The following is a 25,378-nucleotide window of genomic DNA, read 5'->3' on the forward strand; positions in this document are numbered from 1 at the left end:
ATGGTTTCCGCAGAAGGGCTCCTGAGGTGTTCACAAGCGTTCTGATGATCGAGAAGCCCCTCACGTCCGTCGACGTGGAGTTCGTCACCACGCTGCACGGCGACGAGGGCGTGTCCTTCATCGTCCTTATGCAGCCGCGTGGTGACCAGGCCGATGTGCTGTTGCGTGCCATCGACGACGTCGCCATGGGCGAACTGAAGGAAGCCGCGCGCGAGGGGGACGAACCGGAGGGCAAGGCCGCCCGGGTCCCCGCGGAGCAGGCCCTGGAGTACTCCCTCCAGTCCCTGCGGGCGGCCGGCTGCGAGGCGGTCGGCCAGGTCGTGGAGGACCACCCGCTCACCAAGATGAAGGCGGTGGTCGAGGAGGCGGAGGCGGACGAGGTGATCGTCCTGACCGCTCCGCACTACGTGGAGGAGTTCTTCCACCGTGACTGGGCCTCCCGGGCCCGCCACAAGGTCGGCGTGCCCGTCCTGAAGCTCTTCGCCCACAGCGAGGCCGACGGACAGGCAGAGGGCCGGGCCGAGGGACGGGCCGACGGACAGGAGTGACGAGCGGGCCGTGTCCGCGCCCCGTGCAGGGGGCGCGGGGCCCCGCCGCAGCACCACCGCCCCCACCGGGGGGGTTGGCGCGGGCCACCACGGCGGGGGGGGGGGGCGGGGCCCGCGGCCGGGGGGCGCCGCGGGGGCCGGGCCGCCCCCCGGGCGGGGGGGCGCCCCCACGGCCGTACTCCCTCCGGCACTTCCGGGGGTGTTCCGCCGGAACCACTAGGCTGGGGTGTCCGACCGTCACCACCCCGGGGAGAGATCCACATGGCACCCGCCATCCCTGCCGCCATGGAACGCCCGCACTTCATCGGCATCGGCGGTGCCGGAATGTCGGGCATCGCGAAGATCCTCGCCCAGCGCGGAGCGAAGGTCGCGGGCAGCGACGCCAAGGAGTCCCCGACCGCCGAGTCGCTGCGCGCCCTCGGCGCCACCGTGCACATCGGCCACGCCGCCGAGCACCTCGCCGACGACGCCTCCGCCGTCGTCGTCTCCAGCGCCATCCGCGCCGACAACCCCGAGCTGGCCCGCGCCGCCGAGCTCGGCATCCCGGTCGTCCACCGCTCCGACGCCCTCGCCTCCCTCATGGACGGCCTGCGCGCCGTCGCCGTCGCCGGTACGCACGGCAAGACGACCACCACCTCGATGCTGGCCGTCGCCCTCACCGAGCTCGGCCTCGACCCCTCGTACGCCATCGGCGGCGACCTCGCGGGCCCCGGCACCAACGCGCTCCACGGCGACGGCGACGTCTTCGTCGCCGAGGCCGACGAGAGCGACCGCAGCTTCCAGAAGTACGACCCCGAGGTCGCGATCGTCCTCAACGTCGAGCTGGACCACCACGCGAACTACGCCTCCATGGACGAGATCTACGAGTCCTTCGAGGCCTTCACCGCGAAGATCCGCCCCGGCGGCACCCTCGTCGTCGGCGAGCACGCCGGTGCCCGCGAGCTCGCCCGCCGCGTCGCGGACCGCGAGGGCCTGGAGATCGTCACCGTCGGCGAGTCCGAGGACTCCGACGCCCGCATCCTCAAGATCGTCCCGAACGGCATGAAGAGCGAGGTGACCGTCGCCCTCGACGGCGTCGAGCACACCTTCACCGTCTCCGTCCCCGGCCGCCACTACGCGCACAACGCCGCCGCGGCCCTCGCCGCCGGCGCCCGCGTCGGCATCGACCCGGCCGAGCTCGCCCAGGCCCTCACCGCCTACACCGGCGTCGGCCGCCGCCTCCAGCTCAAGGGCGAGGCGAAGGGCGTCCAGGTCATCGACTCGTACGCGCACCACCCGACCGAGATGACCGCCGACCTGGAGGCCATGCGCGGCGCCGCCGGAGCCTCCCGCCTCCTCGTCGTCTTCCAGCCCCACCTCTTCTCCCGCACCCAGGAGCTCGGCAAGGAGATGGGCGACGCCCTCGCCCTCGCCGACGCCTCGGTCGTCCTCGACATCTACCCGGCCCGCGAGGACCCGATCCCCGGCATCACCAGCGAGCTGATCATCGCCGCCGCCGAGCGCGCGGGCGCCGTCGTCACGGCCGTCCACGACAAGGAGACCGTCCCCGAGGTCGTCGCGGGAATGGCCGGGCCCGGCGATCTCGTTCTGACGATGGGCGCGGGCGACGTCACGGACCTCGGTCCGAGGATCCTCGCCCGCCTGTCGAACTGAGGGAGTGGAGAGACGATGGCGTACGAGGTCGAGAAGCCGGACGAGCAGTGGCGCGCGGAGCTGTCCCCGGCGGAGTACCAGGTACTGCGCCAGGCCGGCACCGAGCCCGCCTTCCGGGGTGAGTACACGGACACGAAGACGAAGGGCGTCTACTCCTGCCGGGCCTGCGGCGCCGAGCTCTTCACCTCGAACGAGAAGTTCGAGTCGCACTGCGGCTGGCCGTCCTTCTACGACCCGAAGGACAGCACCGCCGTCGAGCTGATCGAGGACCGCACCCACGGAATGGTCCGCACCGAGGTCCGCTGCTCCCGCTGCGGCTCGCACCTCGGCCACGTCTTCGAGGGCGAGGGCTACCCGACCCCGACGGACCAGCGCTACTGCATCAACTCCATCTCGCTCCGCCTGGAGCCCGAGGAGGGCTGACGGAAAGCGGCGGTCTTCCCTAGGGGGTGTGCGGTGGCAGGCCCTAGGGTGTGCGGTGACGCACAGGGGGAGACCGCATGGCTCGCAGACCGTTACCTCAGCTGCCGACGTACCGTCAGGACTCGGTGACCCGGCAGCTGTGCGCCCACGTCCACCTCGACGAGGGCTTCGCCCACGACGTGGACGTCGAGCTCACCGCCGACCGGATGGCGGCCCTCGGGTTACCCCTCGGCATCCATCTGGTCGCCCTCGCCCGCCACGCGCGGCAGGCGGCCCGCCGCTCCGAGCGGCGCGACCGGCTCCTCTCGCCCCTCAACCTCGCCTTCTGGGCGGGCTGGGCCGTCCTCGTGTGGGGCCTGGTCAGCGGCAACGACGCCGCCCTGACGCTCGGGCTCGTCCTGGTCGTGGGCTCCGCCGTCGCCGCCTTCTGGATCGTCCGGGCGGCCCTCTCCGGCTCCTGGCGCGCCGCCCAGGACGTGTACTGGGGCGACCGGCCGGCCGAGACCCTCGCCGATCCCGTCGAGCGGGACGCCGAGACCCGGCTGACGGCCCTCGCCAAGGCCAACGTCGTGCCGTACACGGTCTCCGCCGCGACCGACCCCTTCGTCGGCAGCGGCTCGCAGCTCAAGGACGTCGTCTGGCAGCCCATCGACGTCTCCCGGCCCGCCGACGACCCCGCCAACCCCGGCCGGAAGCTCGCGATCAAGCCCTTCGACGCGGTTGACCTGCACACCTTCGTCGCCAAGGAGATGGCGAACATCGCGGGCCTCGAAGGGCTCCGGGCCAGGAACCGGATGTACGTGCTCGGGGACCACGTCCAGCTCCTCGCCGACGACCTCCTGGAACCCCCGGGCCGCCCCCGCGCCCAGATCAGCGCCGACATCGTCCGCTCCGCCGTGGTCAACCCCGGCGCCGGGATGCGGACCTTCCTTACCCTCGAACGCATCAGCGACGGCGGCCGGATGATCGTCTCCATGATGCTGCGGGCCCGGCTCTACCACCCCAGCCTCTCCTGGGAGGTCCTGGTCTACGCGATCCCGCCGCTGAGCCCGGTCTACAGCCTGGTCGCCACCCTGCCGGGCCCCGGCTTCGAGCGGGGCCGCCGGCTCTTCGGAGCGAGCTGGAAGGCCTGGGGGAAGACCCTCCGGTGCGCGCGCAGGCGCAACGCCGACCGCCGCGCCGGCGCGCGCAAGCGGGCCCGCGACCTCCGCGAGCTGCGCAAGGAACTCGCCGCACGGCGCCTGATCTACGACTACGGCGCAACCGGCAGCATCCGCCACAGCGTCTCCGACTGGAAGCAGGTCACGGCCAACGACAGCGCCGACTCGCGGGACTACCTCTACCGGCTCCAGGGCGGTGTCCTGATCGCCACGGAGAAGTTCCTCAAGGCGCACCACGTGGACACGAGCTCGTACGACCAGGCCGTCCAGGTGATCAGCAACCAGACGTACAACGTCAACGGCCCGGTCTCCGGCAGCAGTTTCGGCAACAACAACCAGACCAACAACTACGGGCAGGGCAACAACCCCGGCGGTCCGCAGGGCGGGCAGCCCGGCGGCGGCCCGCCCGGGGGGCCGGGCCAGCCCGGCGGTCCCCGCCCCTGACAGAGAGGGAAGCGATGAGCACGTACAACATCAACGGCCCGGTCTCCGGCAGCAGCTTCGGCGACAACGGCCAGGTCCACAACTACGGTTCCGACGCGGCCGGGGCCGTCGCGATGGCCGCCCAGCTCGTCCGGGTGCTCCGCGACGCACAGGCCGCCCAGGGGGTCGTCGAGCAGGCGGTGATCGTCCACGGGGAGCTGGAGAGCGCCCAGCGCGAGGGACGCGGCCCCGACCGGGGTCGCGTCCGCGCCGCGCTCGACGCCGTCGCGCCCTACGTGGCCGTCGGCAGCGGGGGCCTCGCGCTCGTCGAGGGGATCACCCGGTTCGTCGGCTGATCCCCTCGGCGGGGAACGAACGGCGGTGCGGGCAGAGCTACTTGGCCCGCACCTCGGCCCGGACCCCGGCGTCGAGCTCCAGGGTGAGCCCGGACCGCAGCGGCACCGTCTGGCCCGGGCCCACCTGCTGGGTGGTGCCGTCGGACCGGGAGGCCGTCCAGGACGTCGTGGAGCGGTTGGCGAGGCCGTAGCGCCCCGGCTTCTGCGGGTGTTCGACGAGCTCGGCGACGAGGTGGTCGGCCGAGTAGTCGTGCCGCTTCGGCTCGGGGTTCAGGTGGTGCCGGTGGACCTGGGCGGCCCGGCCGAGCAGGATGTGCCGCTCGGTCCTCGGCGGCGGCGTGGTCACCACCAGCCGGGGCGGCAGGACGAGCGTGCTGCCGTCCTTCCAGCAGGTGCCGGGGGACGTCGTGCGCGGCTCCGTCATGTTCGCCTTGCCGCAGGTCGGGCACTCCACGACGGCGTCACGGGCGGCCCGCAGCGCGTCCCGCCACTCCGACTCGCGCACCCGGGCCGAGGGGTTGTGCAGCCCGACCGTGAAGTTCTTCTCGAACAGCTTCTGCAGCGACACCGGCACCAGTGGCCACAGGGCCGTCACCGTGGCGTGCTCGACGGGGTCCGGGCGGTTGTCCGGGTCCTGCGGGTCGAAGACGAACAGCGGTTCCTTGCCGTACAGCTTGCGCTCGGCAGCGTCGTCGAGGCAGTGGATCTTCAACTCCCGCGCGCCCTTGAGGGGGTGATGGTTCATCAGGAACATGAAGAGCAGGACCGACAGCGAGTGCAGGTCGCTCTGCGTGCCCGGCATGGCGCCGGGGTCCCCGCGGACGAGCTCGGGGGCCATGAAGTTCATCGTCCCCGAGATCCCGCTGGAGTCGCCCTCCACCACCGCGTTGTCGTTGTCGCAGACGAGGATCTCGCCGGTGGCCGGGTCGAAGAAGATGTTGCCCCAGGAGATGTCCCGGTAGGCGATCCCCTTGGAGTGCAGCGCCTGGTAAGCCTCCACCGTGTACAGGCAGGCGGTGAGGAGCGCCCGGAGCGAGGTGTTCACGGTGCGGCGGAACAGCTCGGGCAGTCCGCGGAAGCGGTCGGGGCGCACGTCCATGAGGTAGCCGAAGCGGCCCTCGCCGGCGACGACGAGGTCCGTCGGCCAGAGGAACCGGTCGTCGTCGAAGTCCCGGGAGACCAGGTCCTCGACGATGGCGAGCTGGCGGGGCGTCGCGCTGTCGGGGAAGTACCACTTGAGCGCCTTGGCGCTGCCGTCGGGCAGGGTGACCCGGTAGACCTCGCCCTGGCCGCCCGAGCCGAGCAGGCGGTCGACGACGATCGCCTCGCCGCGCTGGGTGGTCAGCGACTCTCCGCTGTCGAGCATGCCGCTCATGGCCGTTCCTTGTCGTCGGTGGTGGTCTCGTCGGTGGTGGTCTCGTCGGGGGTGGTCCGGGCGGTGGCGGTCTCGGGAGGGGGCTCGGGGGTGATCCCGGCGGAGGGTTCGGCGGTCGTCCCGTCGCCCGTTTCCCCGGAGGACCCGGCCTCGGCATCCGCCGGTTCGGGTTCGGGTTCGGGTTCCGGTTCCGGCTGCTGTTCCGGCTCCGCGGCCTTCGCCTCCTCCGGCCGCCGCGCGAGGACGAGGGTGGTGTCGTCGCCCGAGTGCCGGGACGCCTCCGCCAGCCACCGGGGGATCTGGTCCGTGAGGCCGTCCACGCCCCGCTCGGTCAGCCGCCGGTGCAGCCCGGCGGCGAACTCGACGAAGCCCTCGACCTCGACGAAGCTCTTCGACAGGCCGTCCGTGGAGAGCGTCACGAGCCGGGGCGCCCGCGCCGGGTCGGGCAGCGGCTCCCAGTGGACCCGCACCAGCTGCCAGGCCTGCCGGGTGCACAACGAGGCCGTCTCGTCGCCGAGTTCGACGACCTCGGGGGCCAGTGGCATGCTCACCCTGCCGTCGATGTCCACCACGGTCAGCTCCCCGTCGCCCAGCTGCCAGGCGACGAACAGGTCCGGGGTGAGCACCGCGCCGATGAGGGTCGCCCCGTACAGCCGCAGGATCGGCCCCGGGGTGTCCAGGTCCTCGTCCGGGGTGCGGTTCCGCATCCAGTGGCCGAGGACCTCGTGCTGCCAGTCGCGGACGAGCCGCTCCGGCAGCCCGATCCGGGCGTAGTCGTGCAGCCGGCCGCGCCAGCCGGGCCGGTCGCGGTCGGCGACCGACGTGGCGAACTCGTAGGCCCGGTTGGCGAAGAGCTCGGTCGCGTACTGCGCGCCGATGTGGCTGCGCGGGTACGAGGCCGAGCCGTGCCCGTCCGCGACGGTGAGGATCAGCGGGTCCTTGGCGGTGCCGATGCCCCGGATCAGACAACGGTCCTGGTTCCTGGGCTTGTTGACGCCCTGGATGCTCTTCTGGAACGTCTCCCAGTCGGGTGGCGCGCTCACCATACGACGTCTTCGTCGTCGTCATCGTCGAGGACGGGAGGCGCGTAGGGAGCCGCCGCCTTGGCGGTGACGTCGTTCGACCCGGCCACCGGCGCCGAGGCCGCCTTGACCGCCGCGGTCGACACCCAGCGGATGGCCGCCGCCAGCTGCTTGGGGCTGTTGGCGTCGAGCGGGCGCAACTCGGGGTTGCCCAGGAACTCCTGGAGGACGCTCCGGTCCGCGTCGGCGCCGATGGCGATGGCGACGCGGACCGCCTTCTTGCCCCAGGGGGTGGCCTCGATGGCCCGGAGTCCGGCGCGCCAGTCGTCGGTGGGCGCGCCGTCCGAGACGAGGGCGATGACGGGCTTGAGGGCCCGCTCGGGCATGGGCGGGGTGCGCAGCTCGCCGGCGACCAGGGTCAGGGCGTCGCCGAGGTTGGTCGCGCCGTCGGGCTGCACGTCCTGCCAGGTGAAGTCGTCGACGGGGACGGGGTCCTTGTGGTGCCAGCGCGCGAAGGTCGAGAAGGTGATCGTCCGCAGCAGCAGCTGCGCCGCCGGGTTGTCGTGCGCCACGGACCGCATCTCCGGAATCGCCTCGCGGATCGCGTAGTTCAACTGGCCGATCTTCTCGCCGAGCATCGAGTACGAGCAGTCGAGCAGCCAGATGAAGTGCACCGGGCGGTTCGCCATGGGGCCGCCGGGGATCTCGGACACGAGAGCCTCCTGGGGGTGAGTAGGGGTTGGAGTAACGAAAGGTCAGGGAAGCCAGTGAGGAGGGGAGTTCACCCGGAACCCCAGGTGTCCCAGGGCTTCGGCCACTCCTCCCAGAGCACGCGCCCCTCCTCGAAGAGGCCGGGTCCCGCGTACAGCAGGCCGAGCACCGCCGCTCCGAACACGAGGACGCAGGCCGTCGTGAAGAGGCCCATGACCGTCTTGCGGGCGCGTCCCACCCGCGGTGTCACCACGGTCATCCGCGCCGCACCCCCTTCTCGTCCATGATGAGGTCGTCGACCCGCAGCCCCGTGCGGCGCAGCAGCCAGAGCACGGGCTCCGCCGCGCGCCGCCGTTCGGTGTCGAGGGCGCCGGTCCCGGTCGCCGCCGAGGCGCTGACCGCCCAGAAGGCGGAGGCCTTGAAGTCGTGGGTGAAACCGCGCACGAGCCCGCCGAGGCCGATGGTGGCCAGCCACTCGTCGACCCGTGCCCCGGGGGCGGGGAGCGACTGGATGCGGTCGAGGACGTCCCGCTTGGTGACGACGACGGCCGCCGGGAGGTCGCCCCGGCCGCCGGTGAGCGCGGCGAGCTCGCCGGCGAGGCCCTGGTAGGTGTCGACGGGCCCCTGGGCCGCCGGGCGGGCGGTGTCGGCGAGGGTGTCGTCGGTGGTGCCGAGGGTGCGCCGGACCGTGCGGTCGGCGAGGACGTCGACGACGAAGAGGACGCCGTCGGCGTGGGCGAGGTAGTGCTGTTCGCGCACCCGTTCGGCCTGGTGGAGCGACTCGCCCATGGGGTCGTAGAGGTAGAGGAGCCGTCGTCGGCGTCCCTTGGTGACGAGGATCATCCAGGCGCGCTGGTCGCCCTGCGTCTTGTGGGCCCAGTCGTTGCGGTCGAGCCGCAGGGTGAGGGCCTCGTCGTCCTGCTGGTCGGCGTCGGAGGCGAGCTCCATGTGGAGGTTGCCGCGCGTCGACCAGGAGCGGAGCCCGGCGATGACGGCCGCGACGAACATGGTCTTGCCGGAGGACGAGCCGCCTATCAGCGGCACGTGCACGACCCGCGTGGTCCCCACCGACTCCGGCAACGGCCGTGCGCAGGCGGGGCATTGGGCGGCGACCCTGGCCCGTCCGGACAGGAGCGAGGAGGCGATCCGCTGTCCGCAGGCGCACGAGTGCCGGAAGACCCCGTACCGCCCGGGCCGCAGGTCGGTGTGGACGGAGAGGCAGTTCGGGCAGGGGTGCGCGGCGATCGGGAACGGCCGGTGGCAGCCCGGGTGCGGGCACGTCGTCCGGACCCGGCGCGCGAGGAGCCAGGCGCGCTCGGAACCCCGTACGGCTCCGACGGTCAGCAGCCAGGCGGCCCAGAACACGGCGACGAAGGCGCAGAACACGACGAGCACGGCGGTGTGCACGGCGAGCGCGAGCAGCGTGGCGACGGTACCGCCGAGCGCCGTGCCCGGCGCCACGAGCCGCATGGTCAGCCGGGTCAGGGGGTTCGAGCCCCGCAGTCCGGTCTTCGGGCGCCGGCCCCGCAGGAGCCGTCCCGCGACGGTGACCATCCAGTGCCCCCGCCAGCGCTCCCACAGCGCACCGTACGACCGCCCGACCGCGCTCGCCGTGTCGAGCCACGCCTGGGCGTGCCAGTACGAGGGATGGGCGGGCTCCGTGCCGATGGCGAGGACCCGCGGGTCTGCCGTCCCCGGCTGGAACGGCCCGACGGCCCGCGCGGCCGTGCGGACGACCAGGGCCAGGAGCGCCCAGAGGGCGTAGGCGAGGCAGACCAGGACGGCGGTCACGGCGGTGAACGCCACGAGCACCGTGAGGACGATCTCGGTGAGCTCGCCGCCGGTCATGCCGGTGTCGGAGTCGTTCATCTCATCGCCCTCCTCGGTCGCGCCGGTCCGGCTTCCTGCCCGGGGGCGGCTGCACGTCGCCCTTCCACGCGACGTCCGGCATCGAGGAGCCCCGCGCGCGCTTGCCGAAGAAGCGGCGGAGGGCGCCCGTCGGACGGCTCCACTCCTGGAAGGCCGCCGCGCGGCCGGCCGACAGCTCCGCGATGGCGTGCTCCACGGCGCGGAGCTCGACATCGGCCATCTCCTGGACGACGGGCCGCAGCACCTCGTCGAGGAGCGTCCGCCGGGTGAGGTCCCACCGCGGGCTCGCCTTCACGTGGGCGGTCCAGGCGACGTAGCAGTCCGCCGTGCGCGCCGGAACCCGCCGCAGGACGTCCCGCATGACCGGCGTGCGGGCCGCGTTCGCGTACGCCTCCATGAGCTCGCCGTCGTCGCTGCGGGCCAGCTCGCCGAGCTGGCCGCTCGGCCGGTCCGGTCCGAGGAGGCGTTGGGCGAGTGCGGCGGCCGCGCGGTCGCGGACGTTCGCCGGAGCGCTGTGGGAGAGCGCCTGGACCCGGGCGGTCCAGCCGCCCTGGGCGACCGTCGCGTCCGCCTCCCGCGTCTCCAGGGCGTCGACGAACGCGAGGAGGTGGAGGCTTTCCCGTACGGAACGGGAGACCGCGTCCGGCCCCGCCGAGAGGAGCCGCGCGGCGAGGTGCGGCGCCCCGGCGTCGTCGGCCGGCGCCTCGATCGCGGCGCTCACCAGGAGGTCCCAGGTCCCGGCGGTGAGGTGCGCGCCGACGCCGTTCTCGTTCAACAGCTGCGCGGCCTCGGCCGCCGTCGGCGTCCGGTCGTCCCAGACGAGCGCGACCGCCGTCCGCAGGACGAGCGGATGGTCCAGGTGGGACACGCCGGCGATGCGGAGCAGCCGGTGCGCCTCGGGGATCCGCTCGCGGAACCACGCCGGGTCGCCGTCGGGCCCCGGGGACGCGCCGGTGCCCCGCGTCCGTTCGGCGGCGGCCGCGCACATCCGCAGGTGCGGCACGTTCCCGGTGTCGCCCAGGACCGGCCGCGTCTCGCGCAGGACGGCCGCCACGCGCTGCGGTTCGTCGGCCGCCCGCGTCTCCAGGCGGGCGGCGACCGTCTCGCGCAGGCTGTCCCACTCGTGGAGGATCTCCCGCAGCGCCTCCGCGGTCGCCGCGTCCGGTGCGGCGAACAGGGTGTCGTGCACCCGCTTCGCGAGGTCGAACGCCAGCGTCTCGTAGCCGACGTCGAGCGCCCTGGCCACCCGCAGCAGCGCGTGGACGCGGGGCAGGGGCGTACGGGGGTCGCGGACCGTGTCGAGCAGGGCCTCGCCCGATTCCGCCGCGAGATCGCTCCGGTACGGCTCCGGGAGCGCGCCCGGCGGCAGCGGCGGGAGGGCGGTCCCCTCCTCACGTACGGCCCTGCTGACGAGCCGCGCGGTGAGCGGGGCCGTCAGCAGGGCCGGCACGTGGCCGTGGAGCGAGTCGAGGAGTTCCGCGAGGACCCCGGAGGGCAGCTCGGGCGCGCCGGGCCCGACGACGCAGACCGCCTTGAGGAAGGAGGCGAGTGTCGGCTCGGGGAGGAGGCCGTGGTGGTCGTTCACCCACATCAGGGCCTCGGCGCGGGCGTCCTCGGGCACGGCGAGGCCGTGGGCCAGGGCGAGCACGGCCAGCGGGCCCGCGGGGAACTGCTCGGGCCCGGCGACCCTGCGCGCCTCGGTGAACAGCTCGTGCGCCCCGGCGGCCCAGACGGCGGCGGCGGTACGGGCCCACACGTCCGGCACCACCGGCGGGGCCGGCGGCGTCCGGTCGGAGCAGTCGTGGACGCTGTAGCGGTGCGGCTGCCCGGCGACGGACCTGACGTCCTCGGGCAGCACCCCGATGATCTGCTGGCGGGCCTGCTGCGGGCGCCGGGTGTAGGTGGTGAACGTCAGCGTCCGGGAGGCCTCGCGGGGCAGCACCGCGTTGGCCAGCATCACCCAGAGCGCGATCCGGCGCGTGTCCGTCTCGGCCAGGACGATCTGCGGCGAGTGCGGGGTCTCGACGAGACGGCGCAGGTCCGCGAAGACGGGAGCGAGCCAGGGCTCGCGGGCGGCGGCGAACGCCTGGACCTCCCGGATGATCTCGGAGAAGGGCGGCGACGTGAACGACTCGATCGGCGGGGGCGTCCGGTCGTCGGGCGTCCGGTCGGCCCACTGCGGCGCGTCCCACGCGGCGATGGGCGCCCTTCCGCCCGGCAGGCGGTCGCCGTCGGTCACATGGACGGCGTGGGCGTGGAAGTTGCCCCAGCGGCCGCTGTAGTCGGCGCCCGTGTAGACGGTACGGCTCAGGAGCCCGCTGCCGTCCGAGAGCCGGGTGTAGCTGAACATCGCCGGGAACAGGGAGAGTTCCTCGTCCGTGGGCCGCGAGGGCGCGTCCCGGGGAGGCTCGTACCCGACGAGCTGCTCCGCCTCGCGGAGCACGGACGAGGGGACGCCGGGGGAGACGGCGGTGAACCGGAAGCCGGAGCCGTCGGGCCCGGGAGGGGCCGAGGTGTAGTGCATCTGGGGCAGGTTCACGCCGCCGTCCCTCCCGTACCCTCGCGCGGGGGCTTGGCGACGGGGATGAGCCCGCGCCGCCCGAGCAGCCAGAGCAGCGGGTCCTCGACGCGGACCGGCTGCGGGCCCGACGGGGGAGCGTCGGCGGGGGCGTCCGACGGGGGCGGCGAGCCGAGCGCGGAGAGCCCGAAGAGCGACACCGTGGAGTAGTCGCGCTCCAGCTGCCTCCACAGCGCCCCGGAGTCCCAGCCCTCGAGGAGCGAGCGGGTCTCCTCGTGGACCGCGAGCCGGTCGACCTCGTCGAAACGGCCCCCGGCGTGCGGGGTGTTGCGCAGCAGCGGGGAGTGCGGGTCGAGGAGCCCGCGCAGCGTGTCCGTCTTCGTGACGGCGACGGCGAGCGGGGTGTCGACCCGGCCGCGCGAGCCGCCCTTGCCGTGCGACCGCAGCTGCGTCGCCACGTCGGAGGCGATCTGGAGCGCCGGGGTCTCGCGGGACGGCATCGGCGGCCCGCCGTCGCCGGGCAGCGCGTCCCTGACGGCCCCCATCTGGAGGGGGTCGACGAGGAGGACTATGCCGTCGGCCGCGCTCAGGTACTGCGTGTAACGGTTGAGCGCCTCGGCCGACTTGAGGTCCTCGCCGGCCGCGTCGAAGAAGACGAGCGCCGTGTGGCGGCTCCCGTCGCGCCCCTGCCGGGGCAGGCTCAGCCGGTACAGCAGCGGGTCGTTGAAGCCGGTCGCGGCGGGCCGGGTCGTGCCGGGCAGCCGCAGCCGCTCGTACAGGTCCTCGGCCATCTCGCGGTCCCGCCGCTGCGTCTCGTCGCCCATCGCGGCGAGCGACGCCCCGTACGACTGCCCCACCCGGTGCCGCAACTCGTTGACGAGCACCGACACATAGGTGCTCTTCCCGGAGGCCTTGGCGCCGATCAGGGCGATGATGCGGCTGTCCTGCGAGCAGTAGTCGCTCGGCAGGTCGCTGTGGCAGCCCGCGCAGACCCGCACGGGCGAGGCGACCCCGCAGCGCGGGCACTCGGCGCGCCCGCCGCCACGCGACCAGGGCATCGTGCGGGGCGCCGGGAAGACGGGCCCGCGCATGTACGCGGAGGGCGCGGCGGTCCCGCCGGTGAACCCGGCCCACAGGTCGTCGCGTTCGGGATCGCAGGGGGTCCCCCCGCGCAGCCCAGTCCGGGACATCAGGCACCGGTACGGCAGGCGCGCGGCCTGCGACCGTTCGAAGCAGTACGGGCAGATCACCGTCGTCATGTCAGCGCACCACCAGGGTCGAGAGGGCGGGTTCTTGGAGGCGCGCTTCGGCGGCGCCCTCGCCGACCAGGAACGCGCGCAGGGCGTAGGGAGGCCGGAACAGCGTCCCGGGCAGTTCCCGCAGGGTCTCCGGGGCGGCGGCCAGCTCGTCCCCGCCCAGCCGGAGCAGGACGTCGCCGTCCTCCGGGTTGCGGGGCCGGGCGGAGGCCGCGTCCCCGGTCCGTCCGACGAGCAGGAAGTCCGGCAGGGGCCCGGTGCCCCCGGCCCCCCGGACCATGACCTCGACGAGCGCCCCCACGGGCTGCTTCCTGGCGAGGCCGCGCCGCGCCCGCCGGACGGTGAGCCGGAAGGTGACGACGACCTCGCCGGGGAGGTCGAGCAGCGCGGGCGTCCGCCGCGCGATGACGACGACGTCGTCGGCGGCGGTGGCCGGGGGCGTGGCCGCGGCGGGGGTCGCCCGCGTGCCGGGCGCGGGGAGCGTCCGCGGGTACTTGAGGGTGACGGCCGTCGTCCGGACGCCCGTTCCCGTACCGCCGCCTGCGCCCGATCCTGCGCCTGTGCCCGCGGTCGTGCCGTTCCCGTTCCCGTTCCCGGGTCCGGGCGGCGAAGCAGGCGTCTCCCTCGGCGCCGCGCGCAGGCTCACCCGGACCGCAGCCGGACCCGTCGGCAGCCGCAGCCCCTCCCGGACGAACACGGAACGGCTGACGCGGAGGCGGTCCCGGACCCCGTTCTGCTCCCACGCCACCTCGACCGCCCCGGCCCCCGGGGGCCAGTCGAAGACGAGCCGGACGCGGCCGTCGGTCTCGCGGATCCCGCGCAGCCCGGTGACGGGCGCGGGGACGTCGACCCGCACGGACGGACCGACGACGGCCTTCTCCCCGAGGACCGACACCGCCACGACGGGACCCGCGTAGGCGGAGGGCGGCTCGACCGCGTGGGGCGTGCCGTGGGCGGCCCAGGGGAGCGGGGCGGGCAGCGCGTCCGCACGCAGCCCGGTACCGGCCGCGGGCACGGGCTCGGGCTCGGGCCAGGTCACGAGCCGCACCTCGGCCCCTTCCCCGCCGCGCACGCGGAAGCGGAGCCCGCTCTCGGGGTCCGGCTCGGCGACGAGGGCCGCGACCTGCTCCGGCCAGCGGTGCACGACGGCGGGGACCCGTACGCCCGCCGACTCCACCGGCGGGTGGTGGCAGACGACCTCGACGGTGTACGTGCCGGGGCGCAGCCCCGTGAAGGTGTACGTGTCGACCCCCGCGCCCACCTGCTGCCGGGCGACGACCGCGCCCCCGGCGCCGAGCAGCGCGGCGGTCACTCGGTCGGTGCGGGACGGCCGGGTCCAGCGGGCGGTGAGCCGCGCGGGCCCGTCGGTGACGGTGAGGTCCTCGACGTCGGGCGCGACGAGGAGCGGGTGGGAGACCAGCGGGGGCCCTTCGGGCACGCCGTCGCGCAGCGGGAACACCGCGTACCGCACGAGCGTCCCGCGCTGCGGGTCCTGGTCGGTCCCGGCGGCCGACCGGTCCCCGGGCTTCGACGGCGTGACGGGGACGACGGTCAGCCGGTCGGCGCCCCGGGTGAGCCGGAAGGCGCGCCAGCCCCGGTCGTCCGGCACCGGCCAGGAGAGCACGACCCTGTCCTCCGTCAGCCGTGCGGTGAGGGGCGCGGCGGCCGCGCGCCGGGGCCGTTCGAGGTGGATGAGACCGCGGGTGGCCGCCGGGTCGTCGGCGGCGATGCGGAGGGCGTCCAGGTAGTGCGTGCGGGCCGCGTCCGCCTGCTGCGCGGCACGGGCGGCGGCGAGTTCGCGGTCGCAGCGCCCGAGACGGAGGCCGAGCCGCGCGTCGAGCCGCGCGAGGGCCGGGTCCGCGCCGAGGGCGACGGGCCCGAGGCCGGTGAGGGTCCGCGCCAGGGTCCGTAACCTGCGCTGCTCCCAGAGCCGGCCGAGGGACTCGGCCGCCTTCCGCTGCCGGGCGTCGAGCACGGGGATCGTGCCGGCGGCCTGGGCGAGGATGGTCGACTCGCCCGGGACCAGGCCGAGTTCGGCGGCGTCGAGCCGCCCGCCGGAATCGCGCAGGAGCGTGATGAGCTGATGCAGCAGGACCCGGCGGAGCAGGGCCGCGTCACGGTTCTGGATCTCCGCGAGCAGCCGCAGGAGCGGGGCGTGCGCGGCGTGGGCGGCGGCGCGGTCGTTCAGGCGGCTCGCGGAGACGTACCGGCGCCGGGGCCCCACGTGGACGAAGAGCCCGTCCACGAACGACAGGGTCTCGCCGTCGGCGACCACCGCCTGGCCGAAGTGCCGTAACCCGGCGTCGTGCTGAAGACGCGTCAGCGTCTCGTACTCGGGAACCAGAGGTGCGAGGGGTAAGGAACCCAGCGCGCCGGGCAGTCCCAAGCGTTCCCCGAAGCCCCGCAGCATCCCCGTCCCTCAAGATCGCCCCCGGCTGGACGCCGGGGGACCATCTCAGCAGAAGAAGCGGCTCTGTGCAGGTACTTTGCCGCCATTACCGCCTGCTCCGCGGCGGCTACACAGCGTGTTCCGGCGGGGGTCAGTGGACGGAGAATCCGCCGTCCACGAACAGCGAATGACCCGTCACGTACGCGGAGGACGGGCTCGCCAGGAAGACGGCCGCGCCCGCGAAGTCCTCCGGCAGCCCGTTCCGGCCCGCCATCGTGCGGGCGGCGAGCGCGGTGACCTTCTCCGGGTCCTCCTGGAGGCGCTGGTTGAGCGGCGTCAGCACGAACCCCGGGACCAGGGTGTTCGCGGTGACGTACGGAGCCCACGCCTCGGCCTGCGAACGGGCCAGCGACTCCACGGCGCCCTTGGACACCCCGTACGCCCCACTGGTCACGAAGGCGCGGTGCGCCTGCTGGGAGCTGATGTGGATGATCCGGCCGTATCCCCGCTCGGCCATGCCGGGACCGAAGCGGCGGCCGAGGAGGAACGGCGCCTCCAGGTTGACCGTCATCGTCGTGTCCCACACCTCGTCGGACAGCTCGCCCATCGGCGGACGCAGGTTGATCCCGGCCGAGTTGACCAGGATGTCCGGCTCGCCGTACACGGCGGCGGCGGCCTCGGCGCCCGCCTTGATCCCCTCGCGCGTGCTCAGGTCGGCGCTCACCCAGGACGCGCGGCACCCCTCCGCCGTCAGCTCGCCGACGGTCGCTACGAGCTCGGCCTCCTTGCGCGCCAGGACCACCACGCTCGCCCCGGCGCGGGCGAGCGCCCCCGCGATGGCCCGGCCGATGCCGGAACTCCCGCCCGTGACCAGGGCGGTACGCCCTTCGAGCGAGAAGAGGCCGGAGAGGTAGCCGGAGGAGGAGGTGCTCATTGCGTGTCGCTCCCAGTCGAAAAAGCGGGCCAGTACACGCATCCTGGCACAGGGCCGGACGCACGCCCGGCGGGGGTGGTGCGTCAGGCCCAGAGGGTCCAGTGGACGGCGTCGCCGAACCGCGCCCCCGCGCGGGAGCTGTGCGTGCCGTCCACCATCGGCGTGTGGCTGTAGGTGGACGTACCGGCGGTGGCGTCCTGCCAGTCGTCGACGGTGTTCTCGACCATGACCGGGGTCCCGGCGAAGACGCCGCTGACCCGCGCCCAGTTCGCCTGGCAGGTGGCGCTCCAGCGCAGTTCGAGCCGTCCGCCGCCGGGCAGGGGCGCGGACTTCACGGTCCGGGCGGCGATGTCGCAGTGCGTCGTCAGGGGGTCGAGTCCGTTGCACGTCTCGGCGCGGCAGGGGGCGGCCGAGGCGTCGGTCGGCAGGAACAGGGCGCCGACCAGCGCGGTCGTCGCGAGGGTGCGGGCGTACGGGCGTCGTCCGGACATGGCGGGGGTCCTCCGGGGATCGGTGGCGACAGTGGCGCCGATGGCGGTGATCGATCCCAGGGTCGGACGCGGACCCGCACGCCCAGAAGAGCGCATACGGGGGATTCCGGGCGCCGGGAGCACGCGCCCCCGGAGCCGCACCCGGTCCGCGCCCGGAGCCGCGCCCGGTCCGTCAGCCCGCCGGCTGGAGCAGGTCCCAGCGGTTGCCGTACAGGTCCTCGAAGACGGCGACGGAGCCGTACGGCTCGTGGCGGGGCTCCTCCAGGAACTTCACCCCGGCGGCGGCCATGCGGGCGTGGTCGCCCGCGAAGTCCTCGGTGTGGAGGAAGAAGCCGACCCGGCCGCCCGTCTGGTTGCCGACCGAGGCCTCCTGCTCGGGGCCCTTGGCGCGGGCGAGGAGCAGACCGGAGTTGCCCAGGCCGCCGACACCGGCCGCGCCGCGCGGGCGCACCACGACCCAGCGGCTGTCGTCGCCCCGGTCGGTGTCCTCGACGAGGTCGAAGCCGAGGGCGTCGGTGTAGAAGGCGATGGCCTCGTCGTAGTCACGGACGACGAGGGTGACGAGTGCGATGGACGGCATGGCACCCAACGTAATACGGAGGAATCTACCCGCGTCAACCGGAACCGCCCGGTGCGAGAATCCCGACATGGACGCGCAACAATTCGAGGCCCTCGTGGAGCGGGCGGGAGCCCTCGCCGCCGGGACCGGCACCCGCCGCATCCTCGGACTCGCCGGGGCGCCGGGAGCCGGGAAGTCGACGCTCGCCGCGCGGCTCGTCACCCGCCTCGACGGGCTCGCCGCCCTCGTCCCCATGGACGGCTTCCACCTCGCGCAGGCCGAGCTGGAGCGGCTCGGCCGGGCGGGGAGGAAGGGCGCGCCCGACACCTTCGACGCCGACGGCTACCGGGCACTCCTGGCCCGCCTCCGCACCCCCGTGCCGGGCACGACCGTCTACGCCCCCGCCTTCGACCGGGCCCTGGAGGAGCCGATCGCCGGCTCCGTACCCGTCCCCGCCGAGGTGCCGCTCGTCGTCACCGAGGGGAACTACCTCCTCCACGACGCCGACGGCTGGGCCGGGGTCCTGCCGCTCCTCGACGAGGCCTGGTACCTCCACCTCGACGCGCGCCGCCGCGTCCCCCGACTCGTCGAACGGCACGTCCGCTTCGGCAAGGACCGCGACCGGGCCGAGCGCTGGGTCCACGACTCCGACGAGGCCAACGCCCGTCTGGTGGCCCGCGGCCGCGACCGCGCCCACCTCGTCGTCACCATGAGCTGACGCCGTACCGGCTCCGCGGTCACGTGGCGGCCGCGTGCGGTGGAGTGCGTCGCTCGGCGGCGTCGAACGCGGGCGCGAGCGGGGCCAGCGCCGCGCGGAGCTGGTCGGCCGGCGAACCGGAGGGCACGACGAGTCCTCCGGCGGGCCCGGTCTCGGCGGTGTCGGTGTCGGTGTCGCGGACCGGGCGGAGCCAGCCCTCCAGCGCGATGCGGACGGCCGCGGCGACGCTCGCCGCGAGGACGCGGGCCGTGTGTGCTCCGGCGTCGTCGACGCGGTCGGCGATCACCGCCGCGAGCGGGGGTTCGATGTCGGCGGTGGAGGCGAGGAAGGCGACGCGCAGGGCGGGCTGCGTGGTCATCAGCAGGAGCGCCTCCTGCCCGCGCTCGTCCGGGTTCGTGTACTGCTCGACCACGGCTTCGGTGACCGCGTCGGCCAGGCGCGTGCTCGGGGACCGGGCCGCGACCGCCGCCGCGACGCGCTCCTCCCGGTCCGCGGTGACGGCGGAGACGATCGCCTGCTCGCGGCTGGCGAAGTAGTTGTTGTACGTGCGGGGCGAGACCCCTGCGGCTTCGGCGATGTCCTCGACGCGGACCCGGTCGGGTCCGTGCTCCACCGCCAGGCGCAGGGCCGCCTCGCGGAGCGCCTCGCGCGTGGCCCGCTTCTTCCGCTCCCGTAGCCCTGGTCGTGGTGTCGTCACGGCGCCAGCGTTCCACACCGACTGCGGCCCCGCAAAGTTGCCCTCACGCAAATCTGCGGAGACGTAAATTTGCGTGCGCGCATGATTCCTGTCAGGCTCGGTCCCCCGAGACGGTTCGGAGAGGACGTCACCATGCGAGCAAGAGGAATGACCTACGACACCGGATTCGTCGTCGACGGCCGGACGTCACACGACCGCTTCGACCCCGACGTGGTCCGGCGGGAACTCGCCGTCATCCGCGACGACCTGCACTGCGACGCGGTCCAGATCATCGGCGGCGACCCGGACCGGCTGGAGGGCGCCGCCAATGCCGCCGCCGAACTCGGCCTGGAGGTCTGGCTCTCGCCCTACCCGCTGGAGCTGGAACCGGACCGGATCCTCGCGCTCTTCCGCGACTGCGCCGAGCGTGCGGAACGCCTTCGGCGGAAGGGGGCCGAGGTCGTGTTCGTCGCGGGCGTAGAGCTGAGCGTGATGAACCGCGGGTTCCTGCCCGGGGAGAACCCCGAGGAGCGCGTCGCGCATCTGATGGGCCGGCCGGAGCGGCGGGCGGAAGCGATGTGCGAGCTCGGCGCGCGCGTGAACGCGTTCCTCCGCGAAGCCGTCGCCTCGGTCCGCGAGCGCTTCCACGGCAGACTCACCTACGCCGCCATCCAGTTCGAGCAGGTCGACTGGACCCTCTTCGACATCGTGACGTACGAGCTCCTCCGCTCCGCCGAGGTCGCCGACCGCTTCCGGGAGGCCGTGCGCACCCTCGCGCGGGGTCCCAAGCCGCTCGCCGTCACCGGGTTCGGCACCGCGGCCTACCGGGGCGCGGGGGACCGCGGGGGCCGGGTGATGGAGGTGGTCGAGCACGACCCCGTCACCAAGGCCCCGGTGCGGCTGAAGGAGGTCCACGAGCGGGACGAGGCCGGCCAGGCCGCGTACCTGAGCGAACTCCTGGAGATCTTCGAGACGGAGGGCGTGGACAGCGCGTTCGTGTTCCTGTTCGCCCTGCCTGGCTACCCCCACCGCCCCGACGGCGACCCGAGGGACGACCTGGACCGGGCCGGGCTGGGCATCGTCAAACTCCTCGAAGGACGCCGGGGGGCCGCCTACCCCGACCTGGACTGGGAACCGAAGGAGGCCTTCACGGCGGTGGCTCGGCGATTTCGGCGATGACGGGCTCGGATAGGCTCCCCCACCATGCCCACGGAGATCAGGGAAACCGAAACCGTCGAACTGGCCTACACGCCCACGCGCGCCGACATCCTCACCGGCGTCCTGGCGCGCGAGCGGCTGCGTCACCTGCACCTCGTGCGGTGGGCGTTCGTCGCCCTCTTCACAGTCGGGGCCGTGCTGACCCTGGCCGCGCCCCGGTCCTCGGCGGCGTCGGTCGTCCTCGTCGCCTTCTGCGCCGCCTTCGTCTGGTCGCTGCCCCGCCTCCAGGCCCACCACGCCCTGCGCACGGTGTCCTGGCAGGGCGAGTACCGCACGTCCGTGAGCGCGACGGGGGTCACGGCCGAGACCGCGCACGTGGCGCTGCTCCAGCGCTGGTCGCTCTTCCGCGGCTACCGGGAGACCCGCGACCACCTGGTCCTCTTCAGCCGCGACCCGAACGTCCTCCTCGTCGAGATCCTGCCCCTCCGCGGCCTGGCCTCCCCGGAGGAAGCGGACCGGCTGCGCGCGCTGGTGGGCGGACGGCTGCCCCGGCTCTGACGGCTGCCCCGGCTCTGACGGCTGCCCGGGCGCTGACGGCTGCCCCGCCTCCGGGGGTCAGCGGCGGACGCCCGCCGCCGCGTGCTCCGTCGCCGCCACCGCCAGTGCGCGGACCAGCGGGTGCGGGACGCTGCCGTCGCCCGACAGTTCCGGCTGGAAGAGGGTCGCCAGGAAGAAGGGGTGCGAGGGGAGTTCCACCACCCGGACCGCTCCGTCCTCGTCCTCGCCGGTGAAGCGCAGGCCGTGGGCGGTGAACGTGTCGAGGTGACGGACCGCCGGGGCGAAGTTGCAGTGGTACCGCTCCGTCGAGCGCTCCGCGCCGAACGACTCCTCCGCCAGCGACCCCGGCGTCAGCCGGACCTTCCCCTCGTGTCCCACGAGCGAGCAGGCGAGCGGCGCGATCACCAGGTCCTCCTCGGCCGCCGACGGGTCGTTCTCGGCGTGGGCCGCGCGGTCGAGACCGCAGACGTTCCGCGCGTACTCCAGCAGGATGTGCTGGAAGCCGCCGCAGGTGCCGAGGAGCGGGACGCCGTCCTCCCGGGCCGTACGGATCGCCGCGAGGACCCCCGCCTCGCTCGCGTACGGGCTGCCCGGCAGCACCCACACCGCGTCGAATCCCTTGACGGCCCCCGGCACCTCCGCGTCGGCGGTCGGGATCCAGTACGCGTCGAGGGCGAGCCCCTCGCGCTCGGCGAGGGCGTCGAGGAGGACGGGAACGCGGACGTGGGAGCGGACGTGGGCGGAGCGGTCGCCGACGAGGGCGATCCGGGGAGCGGTGCGTGTCGTGGTCGTCGTCATGACGAACATGCTGGTCGTCGTCGGTGGTTCACGTCCAACGATGATCTCTGGTCCGTCCATCGCGAATGCTTATGCCCGCGCCGGTATCGTGGCCGCATGACGACCGACGACCACGGCATCGGCGACGACTGGGAAGCCCGCGTCGCCGCCCTCTGGGCCCGCATCGACGAGCACGAACCCGCCGAGTTCCGCGCCCGGATCGCCGAGCTCGCCGCCGAGTGGCCCGAGGACGACGCCGCCGCCCTCTTCGAGCAGGGCGCCGCCCACGACTCCACCGGAGAGCCGGAGGAGGCCGTCCGCTTCTACCGGCGCGCCCTGGACCGCGGTCTGACCGGACTGCGCCGCCGCCGGGCCGTCATCCAGCTCGCCAGCAGCCTCCGCAACCTCGGCCGTCCCGACCGCAGCGTCGAACTCCTCACCGCCGAGCGCGCGATCCCCGCCGAACGCCTCGACGCCGACGAGACCGCGCTCTCCGCCGCCGTCGACGCCTTCCTCGCCCTCGCGCTCGCCGACACCGGCCGCGACCGCGAGGCCGCCTCCCTCGCCCTCGGCGCCCTCGCGCCCCTGCTGCCCCGCTACAACCGCTCCCTCGCGCACTACGCGCGCGCCCTGCTCACCGCCCCCGACGGGTCGTGAACCGTCCCTGATGGACCCGCACCTCCTCCGCACGTACGTCACCGTCGCCCGCCTCTCCTCCTTCTCCGACGCGGCCCGCGAGCTCGGCTACACCCAGTCCGCCGTCTCCCAGCACGTCGCCGCCCTGGAAGCCGACCTCGGGCTCCCGCTCCTCACCCGGCGGCCCGTCGCGCCCACCCCCGCCGGACGGCGGCTCCTCGAACACGCGGGCGCGCTGCTCCTCCGCATCGACGCGGCCCGCGCCGACCTCGGCCGGTTCGCCGCCGCGCCCCGCGCCACCCTGAGCGTCGCCGCCTCCCCGCTCGCCCTCCACCCCCGTACCCTCGCCGCCCTCCCCGCCGCCGGCGTCACCGTGCGCGCCCTGCCACGCGCGCGCGTACCGGCCGCCGTCGCGGCGGGCGAGGCCGACGCGGGGCTCGTCGACGGGATCGCCGCGCCCAGCGACCCGCTCCGGCTGCCCGACGTCGCCCCGCTCGCGGCGACCGGCGTCGCCGAGGAGGCCCTCGCCGTCGTCCTGCCGGCGAGCCACCCGCTCGCCGGCCGCCGGGGACTCCGCCTCGACGACCTCGCCGACGCCCGCTGGCTCGACGCCCCCGCCGCCGGCGTCCCGCTCGACGAGCTGCGGGCCGTCCACGCCGGACCCGCCGGACGCGGATTCCGCACGGCCCTGCGGTACGACGGCACCGACCCCCGCACCCTCGCCGCGCTCGCCGCCGCCGGGCACGGCCTCGCGCTCCTGCCGCTTCCCGTCGCCACCGGCGTCCCGGGCGCCGCGGCCGTCCCGCTGGTCGCGCCCCGCCTCGTCCACCGCACGGAGCTGCTGCTTCTGGCCGGAACGCACCAGGAAGTCGCCGGTCCCGTGGCCGAGTTCTCGCGACGGCTCCAGAGCTGACACCCGCAGGGCCTACCCTGTCCGCAACGGCTACGGAAGGCGGACGGGCGTGGGGTGGCTGCGACGAGGACCCAGGCGGGACGGTGAGGACGCACCGAGGGATCCCCAGTTCGCGTACTTCTCCCAGGCCGAGGCCGCGCTGTTCCGGGGCAGGGTCCGGGCCACCTTCGCCGAGCTCGGCCTCGAGGTCACCGTCTACGCCGACCACGTCGTCGACGACAGGAAGCGCCGGTTCGGCCTCGGCAACCTCGCCGCCGTCTGCCACCAGGACCGCAGGGGCCCGCGCGTCTGGCCCGACCTGATCCGCCGCCACGTCGAACTCGTCGTCCGGGCCACCGAGGGCCCCTCCGCCCTGGAGACCCTGCCGCCCGAGCAGATCAGGGCCCAGCTGTACCCCCGCGTCGTCAGCGGCGACGGGATCGACGCGGGCGCCTTCGGGTACGCGCGGACCGTCGCCCCCGGTCTGTACGAGGTCCTCGCGCTCGACCTCCCGGAGAGCGTCATGATGCTCACCGACGAGGCGCTCGAACGGCTCGGTGGCCACACCCAGCTCCGCGAGCGCGCGCTCCGCAACCTGCGCGGGCTGCCGGTCGAGGAGCACGAGACCGTCCGGGACGCCGACGGCATGTGCTTCGAGGTCGTCGTCGGCGACTCCTTCTACACCGCGAGCCGCGTCCTCGACCTCGACGGCCTGGCCCGGCGCGTCACCGGCGTGCCGCTCGGCGAGCACGGCGCCCTCGTCGCCCTGCCCTTCCGCCACCAGATCGCCTTCCACCCCATCAGGGACACCTCGATCATCCCGGCGCTCGGCGCGATGGCCTCCTTCGCCGCGTCGGGGTACGAGGACACGCCGGGAGCCATCAGCCCGTACGTCTTCTGGTGGCGGAACGGCACGCTCACCCAGCTCAGCGAGCACGACGAGGAGCGGGGCGACCTGCGGATCGTGGTCGGGGACGACTTCCAGGAACTCCTGGAACGCCTCATCGCGCAGGGCCCGGACCGCCGCTGAGCGGTCGGCGGCGGTCGCTGAGCGGTCGCGTCGGGGGAAGCCGCCGGGCAGGATGCTGGCAGTACGCTCCACCGTCATGCTCCGAAGCCGAGGAGAAGCCGCCATGTCCCGCACCCCCGCCCTCGACGAGGTCGTGCCCTTCACGACGGACGACTACCGGGCGCGGATGGCCCGCGCCGCCGAGTCCGCAGCCGATGCCGGGCTGGCGGGCGTGATCGTCGCCCCGGGCCCCGACCTCGTCTACCTGACCGGCTACCAGCCGACCGCGATCACCGAGCGCCTCACCTTCCTCGTCCTCACCGCCGGGCAGGACCCGGTCCTCGTCGTCCCGACCCTGGAGGCCCCCGACGTCGAGCGGTCGGTCGGCGCCGCCGCGCTCACCCTCCGGGACTGGACCGACGGCAAGGACCCGTACGCGGTGACCGCCCCGCTCCTCGACGCCGAGGGCCGCTTCGGCATCAGCGACAACGCCTGGGCCATGCACCTCATCGGCCTCCAGAACACCCTGCCCGGCACCTCGTACGTCTCCCTCACCGAGGCGCTGCCGATGCTCCGCGGCGTCAAGGACGCCCACGAGCTCGCGCGGATCGCGGCGGCCGGCGCGGCGGCCGACCAGGCGTACGGCGAGATCCTCAAGGTCCGCTTCGCCGGCCGCAAGGAGACCGACGTCGCCGCCGACCTCGCCCGGCTCCTCATGGAGTTCGGCCACTCCCAGGTCGACTTCACCGTCGTCGGCTCGGGTCCCAACGGTGCCAACCCGCACCACGAGGCCGGGGACCGGACCATCGAGCACGGCGACATGGTCGTGCTCGACTTCGGCGGCCTCAAGCACGGTTACGGCTCCGACACCACCCGTACCGTCCACGTCGGCGAGCCCACGGCGGAGGAGCGGCGGATCCACGACCTCGTACGGGAGGCCCAGCAGGCCGGGTTCGAGGCGGTGCGGCCCGGGGTCGCCTGCCAGGACGTCGACCGCGCCGCCCGCAAGGTCATCGCGGACGCCGGGTACGGCGAGTACTTCATCCACCGCACGGGCCACGGCATCGGCGTCACGACGCACGAGCCGCCGTACATGATCGAGGGCGAGGAGCTCCCGATCGTCCCCGGCATGTGCTTCTCCATCGAGCCCGGCGTCTACCTGCCGGGCCGCTTCGGCGTCCGCATCGAGGACATCGTGACGGCGACGGAGGACGGGGCGGGGCGCCGCTTCAACAACACCCCGCACGAGATGGCGATCGTGGAGTAG

At 74.2% G+C, this 25,378-nt stretch carries 25 protein-coding genes; 12 read left to right on the forward strand and 13 right to left on the reverse strand.

Going from position 1 to position 25,378, the window contains the following annotated elements; all coding sequences use genetic code 11:
• Window positions 1-26: 26 nt before the first annotated feature.
• From AB0G79_RS27515 to AB0G79_RS27535, 5 genes are all read left to right on the forward strand, one after another.
• On the forward strand, window positions 27-548 hold the full coding sequence (locus AB0G79_RS27515; protein WP_360810980.1) for an indole-3-glycerol phosphate synthase: 522 nt from the start codon (window positions 27-29) through the stop codon (window positions 546-548).
• A 261-nt stretch (window positions 549-809) separates the two neighbouring features.
• Window positions 810-2,201 carry a UDP-N-acetylmuramate--L-alanine ligase gene (murC, locus tag AB0G79_RS27520; protein WP_360810981.1) on the forward strand — a complete coding sequence of 464 codons (1,392 nt, stop codon included), beginning with the start codon at window positions 810-812 and terminating at the stop codon, window positions 2,199-2,201.
• Window positions 2,202-2,216: 15 nt separating this feature from the next.
• On the forward strand, window positions 2,217-2,624 hold the full coding sequence (msrB, locus tag AB0G79_RS27525) for a peptide-methionine (R)-S-oxide reductase MsrB (protein WP_360810983.1): 408 nt from the start codon (window positions 2,217-2,219) through the stop codon (window positions 2,622-2,624).
• A 125-nt stretch (window positions 2,625-2,749) separates the two neighbouring features.
• The gene (locus tag AB0G79_RS27530) at window positions 2,750-4,228 is read left to right on the forward strand and encodes a hypothetical protein (RefSeq protein WP_360810985.1); all 1,479 of its coding nucleotides are present in this window, start codon (window positions 2,750-2,752) and stop codon (window positions 4,226-4,228) included.
• A gap of 14 nt (window positions 4,229-4,242) precedes the next feature.
• Window positions 4,243-4,563, forward strand: a complete 321-nt coding sequence (locus AB0G79_RS27535) for a hypothetical protein (RefSeq protein WP_360810987.1) — start codon at window positions 4,243-4,245, stop codon at window positions 4,561-4,563.
• A 37-nt stretch (window positions 4,564-4,600) separates the two neighbouring features.
• On the opposite strand, the gene AB0G79_RS27540 is transcribed toward AB0G79_RS27535, so the two are convergent.
• The 11 genes from AB0G79_RS27540 to AB0G79_RS27590 all read right to left on the reverse strand — a co-directional run bounded on the left by AB0G79_RS27540 (window position 4,601) and on the right by AB0G79_RS27590 (window position 17,708).
• Window positions 4,601-5,938: a protein kinase gene (locus AB0G79_RS27540; RefSeq protein WP_360810989.1), complete on the reverse strand. Its 1,338-nt coding sequence runs from the start codon at window positions 5,936-5,938 to the stop codon at window positions 4,601-4,603.
• Entirely contained in the window at window positions 5,935-6,984 is a 1,050-nt protein-coding gene (locus tag AB0G79_RS27545; RefSeq protein WP_360810991.1) for a PP2C family serine/threonine-protein phosphatase, read from the reverse strand. Before AB0G79_RS27545 ends, AB0G79_RS27540 begins: the two co-directional genes overlap by 4 nt.
• Window positions 6,978-7,649: a tellurium resistance protein gene (locus tag AB0G79_RS27550; protein ID WP_360811094.1), complete on the reverse strand. Its 672-nt coding sequence runs from the start codon at window positions 7,647-7,649 to the stop codon at window positions 6,978-6,980. Before AB0G79_RS27550 ends, AB0G79_RS27545 begins: the two co-directional genes overlap by 7 nt.
• 92 nt (window positions 7,650-7,741) lie before the next feature.
• Window positions 7,742-7,930: a hypothetical protein gene (locus AB0G79_RS27555; RefSeq protein ID WP_360810993.1), complete on the reverse strand. Its 189-nt coding sequence runs from the start codon at window positions 7,928-7,930 to the stop codon at window positions 7,742-7,744.
• Entirely contained in the window at window positions 7,927-9,540 is a 1,614-nt protein-coding gene (locus AB0G79_RS27560; RefSeq protein WP_360810995.1) for a hypothetical protein, read from the reverse strand. The genes AB0G79_RS27555 and AB0G79_RS27560 overlap by 4 nt, the downstream gene beginning before the upstream one ends.
• 1 nt (window position 9,541) lies before the next feature.
• A complete protein-coding gene (locus tag AB0G79_RS27565) occupies window positions 9,542-12,079 on the reverse strand; it encodes a GTPase-associated protein 1-related protein (RefSeq protein WP_360810997.1) in 2,538 nt (845 codons plus the stop codon).
• The gene (locus AB0G79_RS27570; protein WP_360811001.1) at window positions 12,076-13,317 is read right to left on the reverse strand and encodes a hypothetical protein; all 1,242 of its coding nucleotides are present in this window, start codon (window positions 13,315-13,317) and stop codon (window positions 12,076-12,078) included. Before AB0G79_RS27570 ends, AB0G79_RS27565 begins: the two co-directional genes overlap by 4 nt.
• 1 nt (window position 13,318) lies before the next feature.
• Window positions 13,319-15,700 (reverse strand): hypothetical protein, encoded by a 2,382-nt coding sequence (locus tag AB0G79_RS27575; protein WP_360811003.1) that lies wholly within the window; start codon window positions 15,698-15,700, stop codon window positions 13,319-13,321.
• A gap of 154 nt (window positions 15,701-15,854) precedes the next feature.
• Complete coding sequence (locus AB0G79_RS27580) at window positions 15,855-16,637, reverse strand: SDR family oxidoreductase (RefSeq protein ID WP_360811005.1); 783 nt, start codon at window positions 16,635-16,637, stop codon at window positions 15,855-15,857.
• 83 nt (window positions 16,638-16,720) lie between these two features.
• On the reverse strand, window positions 16,721-17,128 hold the full coding sequence (locus AB0G79_RS27585) for a DUF2690 domain-containing protein (RefSeq protein WP_360811007.1): 408 nt from the start codon (window positions 17,126-17,128) through the stop codon (window positions 16,721-16,723).
• Window positions 17,129-17,300: 172 nt separating this feature from the next.
• Window positions 17,301-17,708: a VOC family protein gene (locus AB0G79_RS27590; protein ID WP_360811009.1), complete on the reverse strand. Its 408-nt coding sequence runs from the start codon at window positions 17,706-17,708 to the stop codon at window positions 17,301-17,303.
• Window positions 17,709-17,775: 67 nt separating this feature from the next.
• On the opposite strand from AB0G79_RS27590, the gene AB0G79_RS27595 reads away from it, so the two are divergent.
• A complete protein-coding gene (locus tag AB0G79_RS27595; RefSeq protein WP_360811011.1) occupies window positions 17,776-18,405 on the forward strand; it encodes a nucleoside/nucleotide kinase family protein in 630 nt (209 codons plus the stop codon).
• 19 nt (window positions 18,406-18,424) lie between these two features.
• Here AB0G79_RS27595 and AB0G79_RS27600 read toward each other — a convergent pair whose 3' ends face one another.
• Window positions 18,425-19,102, reverse strand: a complete 678-nt coding sequence (locus tag AB0G79_RS27600; protein WP_360811013.1) for a helix-turn-helix domain-containing protein — start codon at window positions 19,100-19,102, stop codon at window positions 18,425-18,427.
• 132 nt (window positions 19,103-19,234) lie between these two features.
• Here AB0G79_RS27600 and AB0G79_RS27605 point away from each other — a divergent pair, with 132 nt between their 5' ends.
• Window positions 19,235-20,260, forward strand: a complete 1,026-nt coding sequence (locus AB0G79_RS27605) for a hypothetical protein (protein ID WP_360811015.1) — start codon at window positions 19,235-19,237, stop codon at window positions 20,258-20,260.
• A gap of 24 nt (window positions 20,261-20,284) precedes the next feature.
• Window positions 20,285-20,797 carry a YcxB family protein gene (locus AB0G79_RS27610; RefSeq protein WP_360811017.1) on the forward strand — a complete coding sequence of 171 codons (513 nt, stop codon included), beginning with the start codon at window positions 20,285-20,287 and terminating at the stop codon, window positions 20,795-20,797.
• 57 nt (window positions 20,798-20,854) lie between these two features.
• Here the strand turns inward: AB0G79_RS27610 and AB0G79_RS27615 are convergent, their stop codons facing one another.
• A complete protein-coding gene (locus AB0G79_RS27615; RefSeq protein ID WP_360811019.1) occupies window positions 20,855-21,595 on the reverse strand; it encodes a gamma-glutamyl-gamma-aminobutyrate hydrolase family protein in 741 nt (246 codons plus the stop codon).
• 96 nt (window positions 21,596-21,691) lie between these two features.
• Between AB0G79_RS27615 and AB0G79_RS27620 the strand changes: the two genes are divergently transcribed.
• From AB0G79_RS27620 to AB0G79_RS27635, 4 genes are all read left to right on the forward strand, one after another.
• Entirely contained in the window at window positions 21,692-22,231 is a 540-nt protein-coding gene (locus tag AB0G79_RS27620; protein WP_360811021.1) for a tetratricopeptide repeat protein, read from the forward strand.
• 10 nt (window positions 22,232-22,241) lie between these two features.
• Complete coding sequence (locus AB0G79_RS27625) at window positions 22,242-23,123, forward strand: LysR family transcriptional regulator (RefSeq protein ID WP_360811023.1); 882 nt, start codon at window positions 22,242-22,244, stop codon at window positions 23,121-23,123.
• A gap of 49 nt (window positions 23,124-23,172) precedes the next feature.
• Window positions 23,173-24,132, forward strand: a complete 960-nt coding sequence (locus AB0G79_RS27630; RefSeq protein ID WP_360811025.1) for a hypothetical protein — start codon at window positions 23,173-23,175, stop codon at window positions 24,130-24,132.
• A 103-nt stretch (window positions 24,133-24,235) separates the two neighbouring features.
• Entirely contained in the window at window positions 24,236-25,378 is a 1,143-nt protein-coding gene (locus AB0G79_RS27635; protein ID WP_360811027.1) for an aminopeptidase P family protein, read from the forward strand.

The organism is Streptomyces sp. NPDC020807 (assembly GCF_040641575.1).
In the GTDB taxonomy this organism is placed as follows: domain Bacteria; phylum Actinomycetota; class Actinomycetes; order Streptomycetales; family Streptomycetaceae; genus Streptomyces.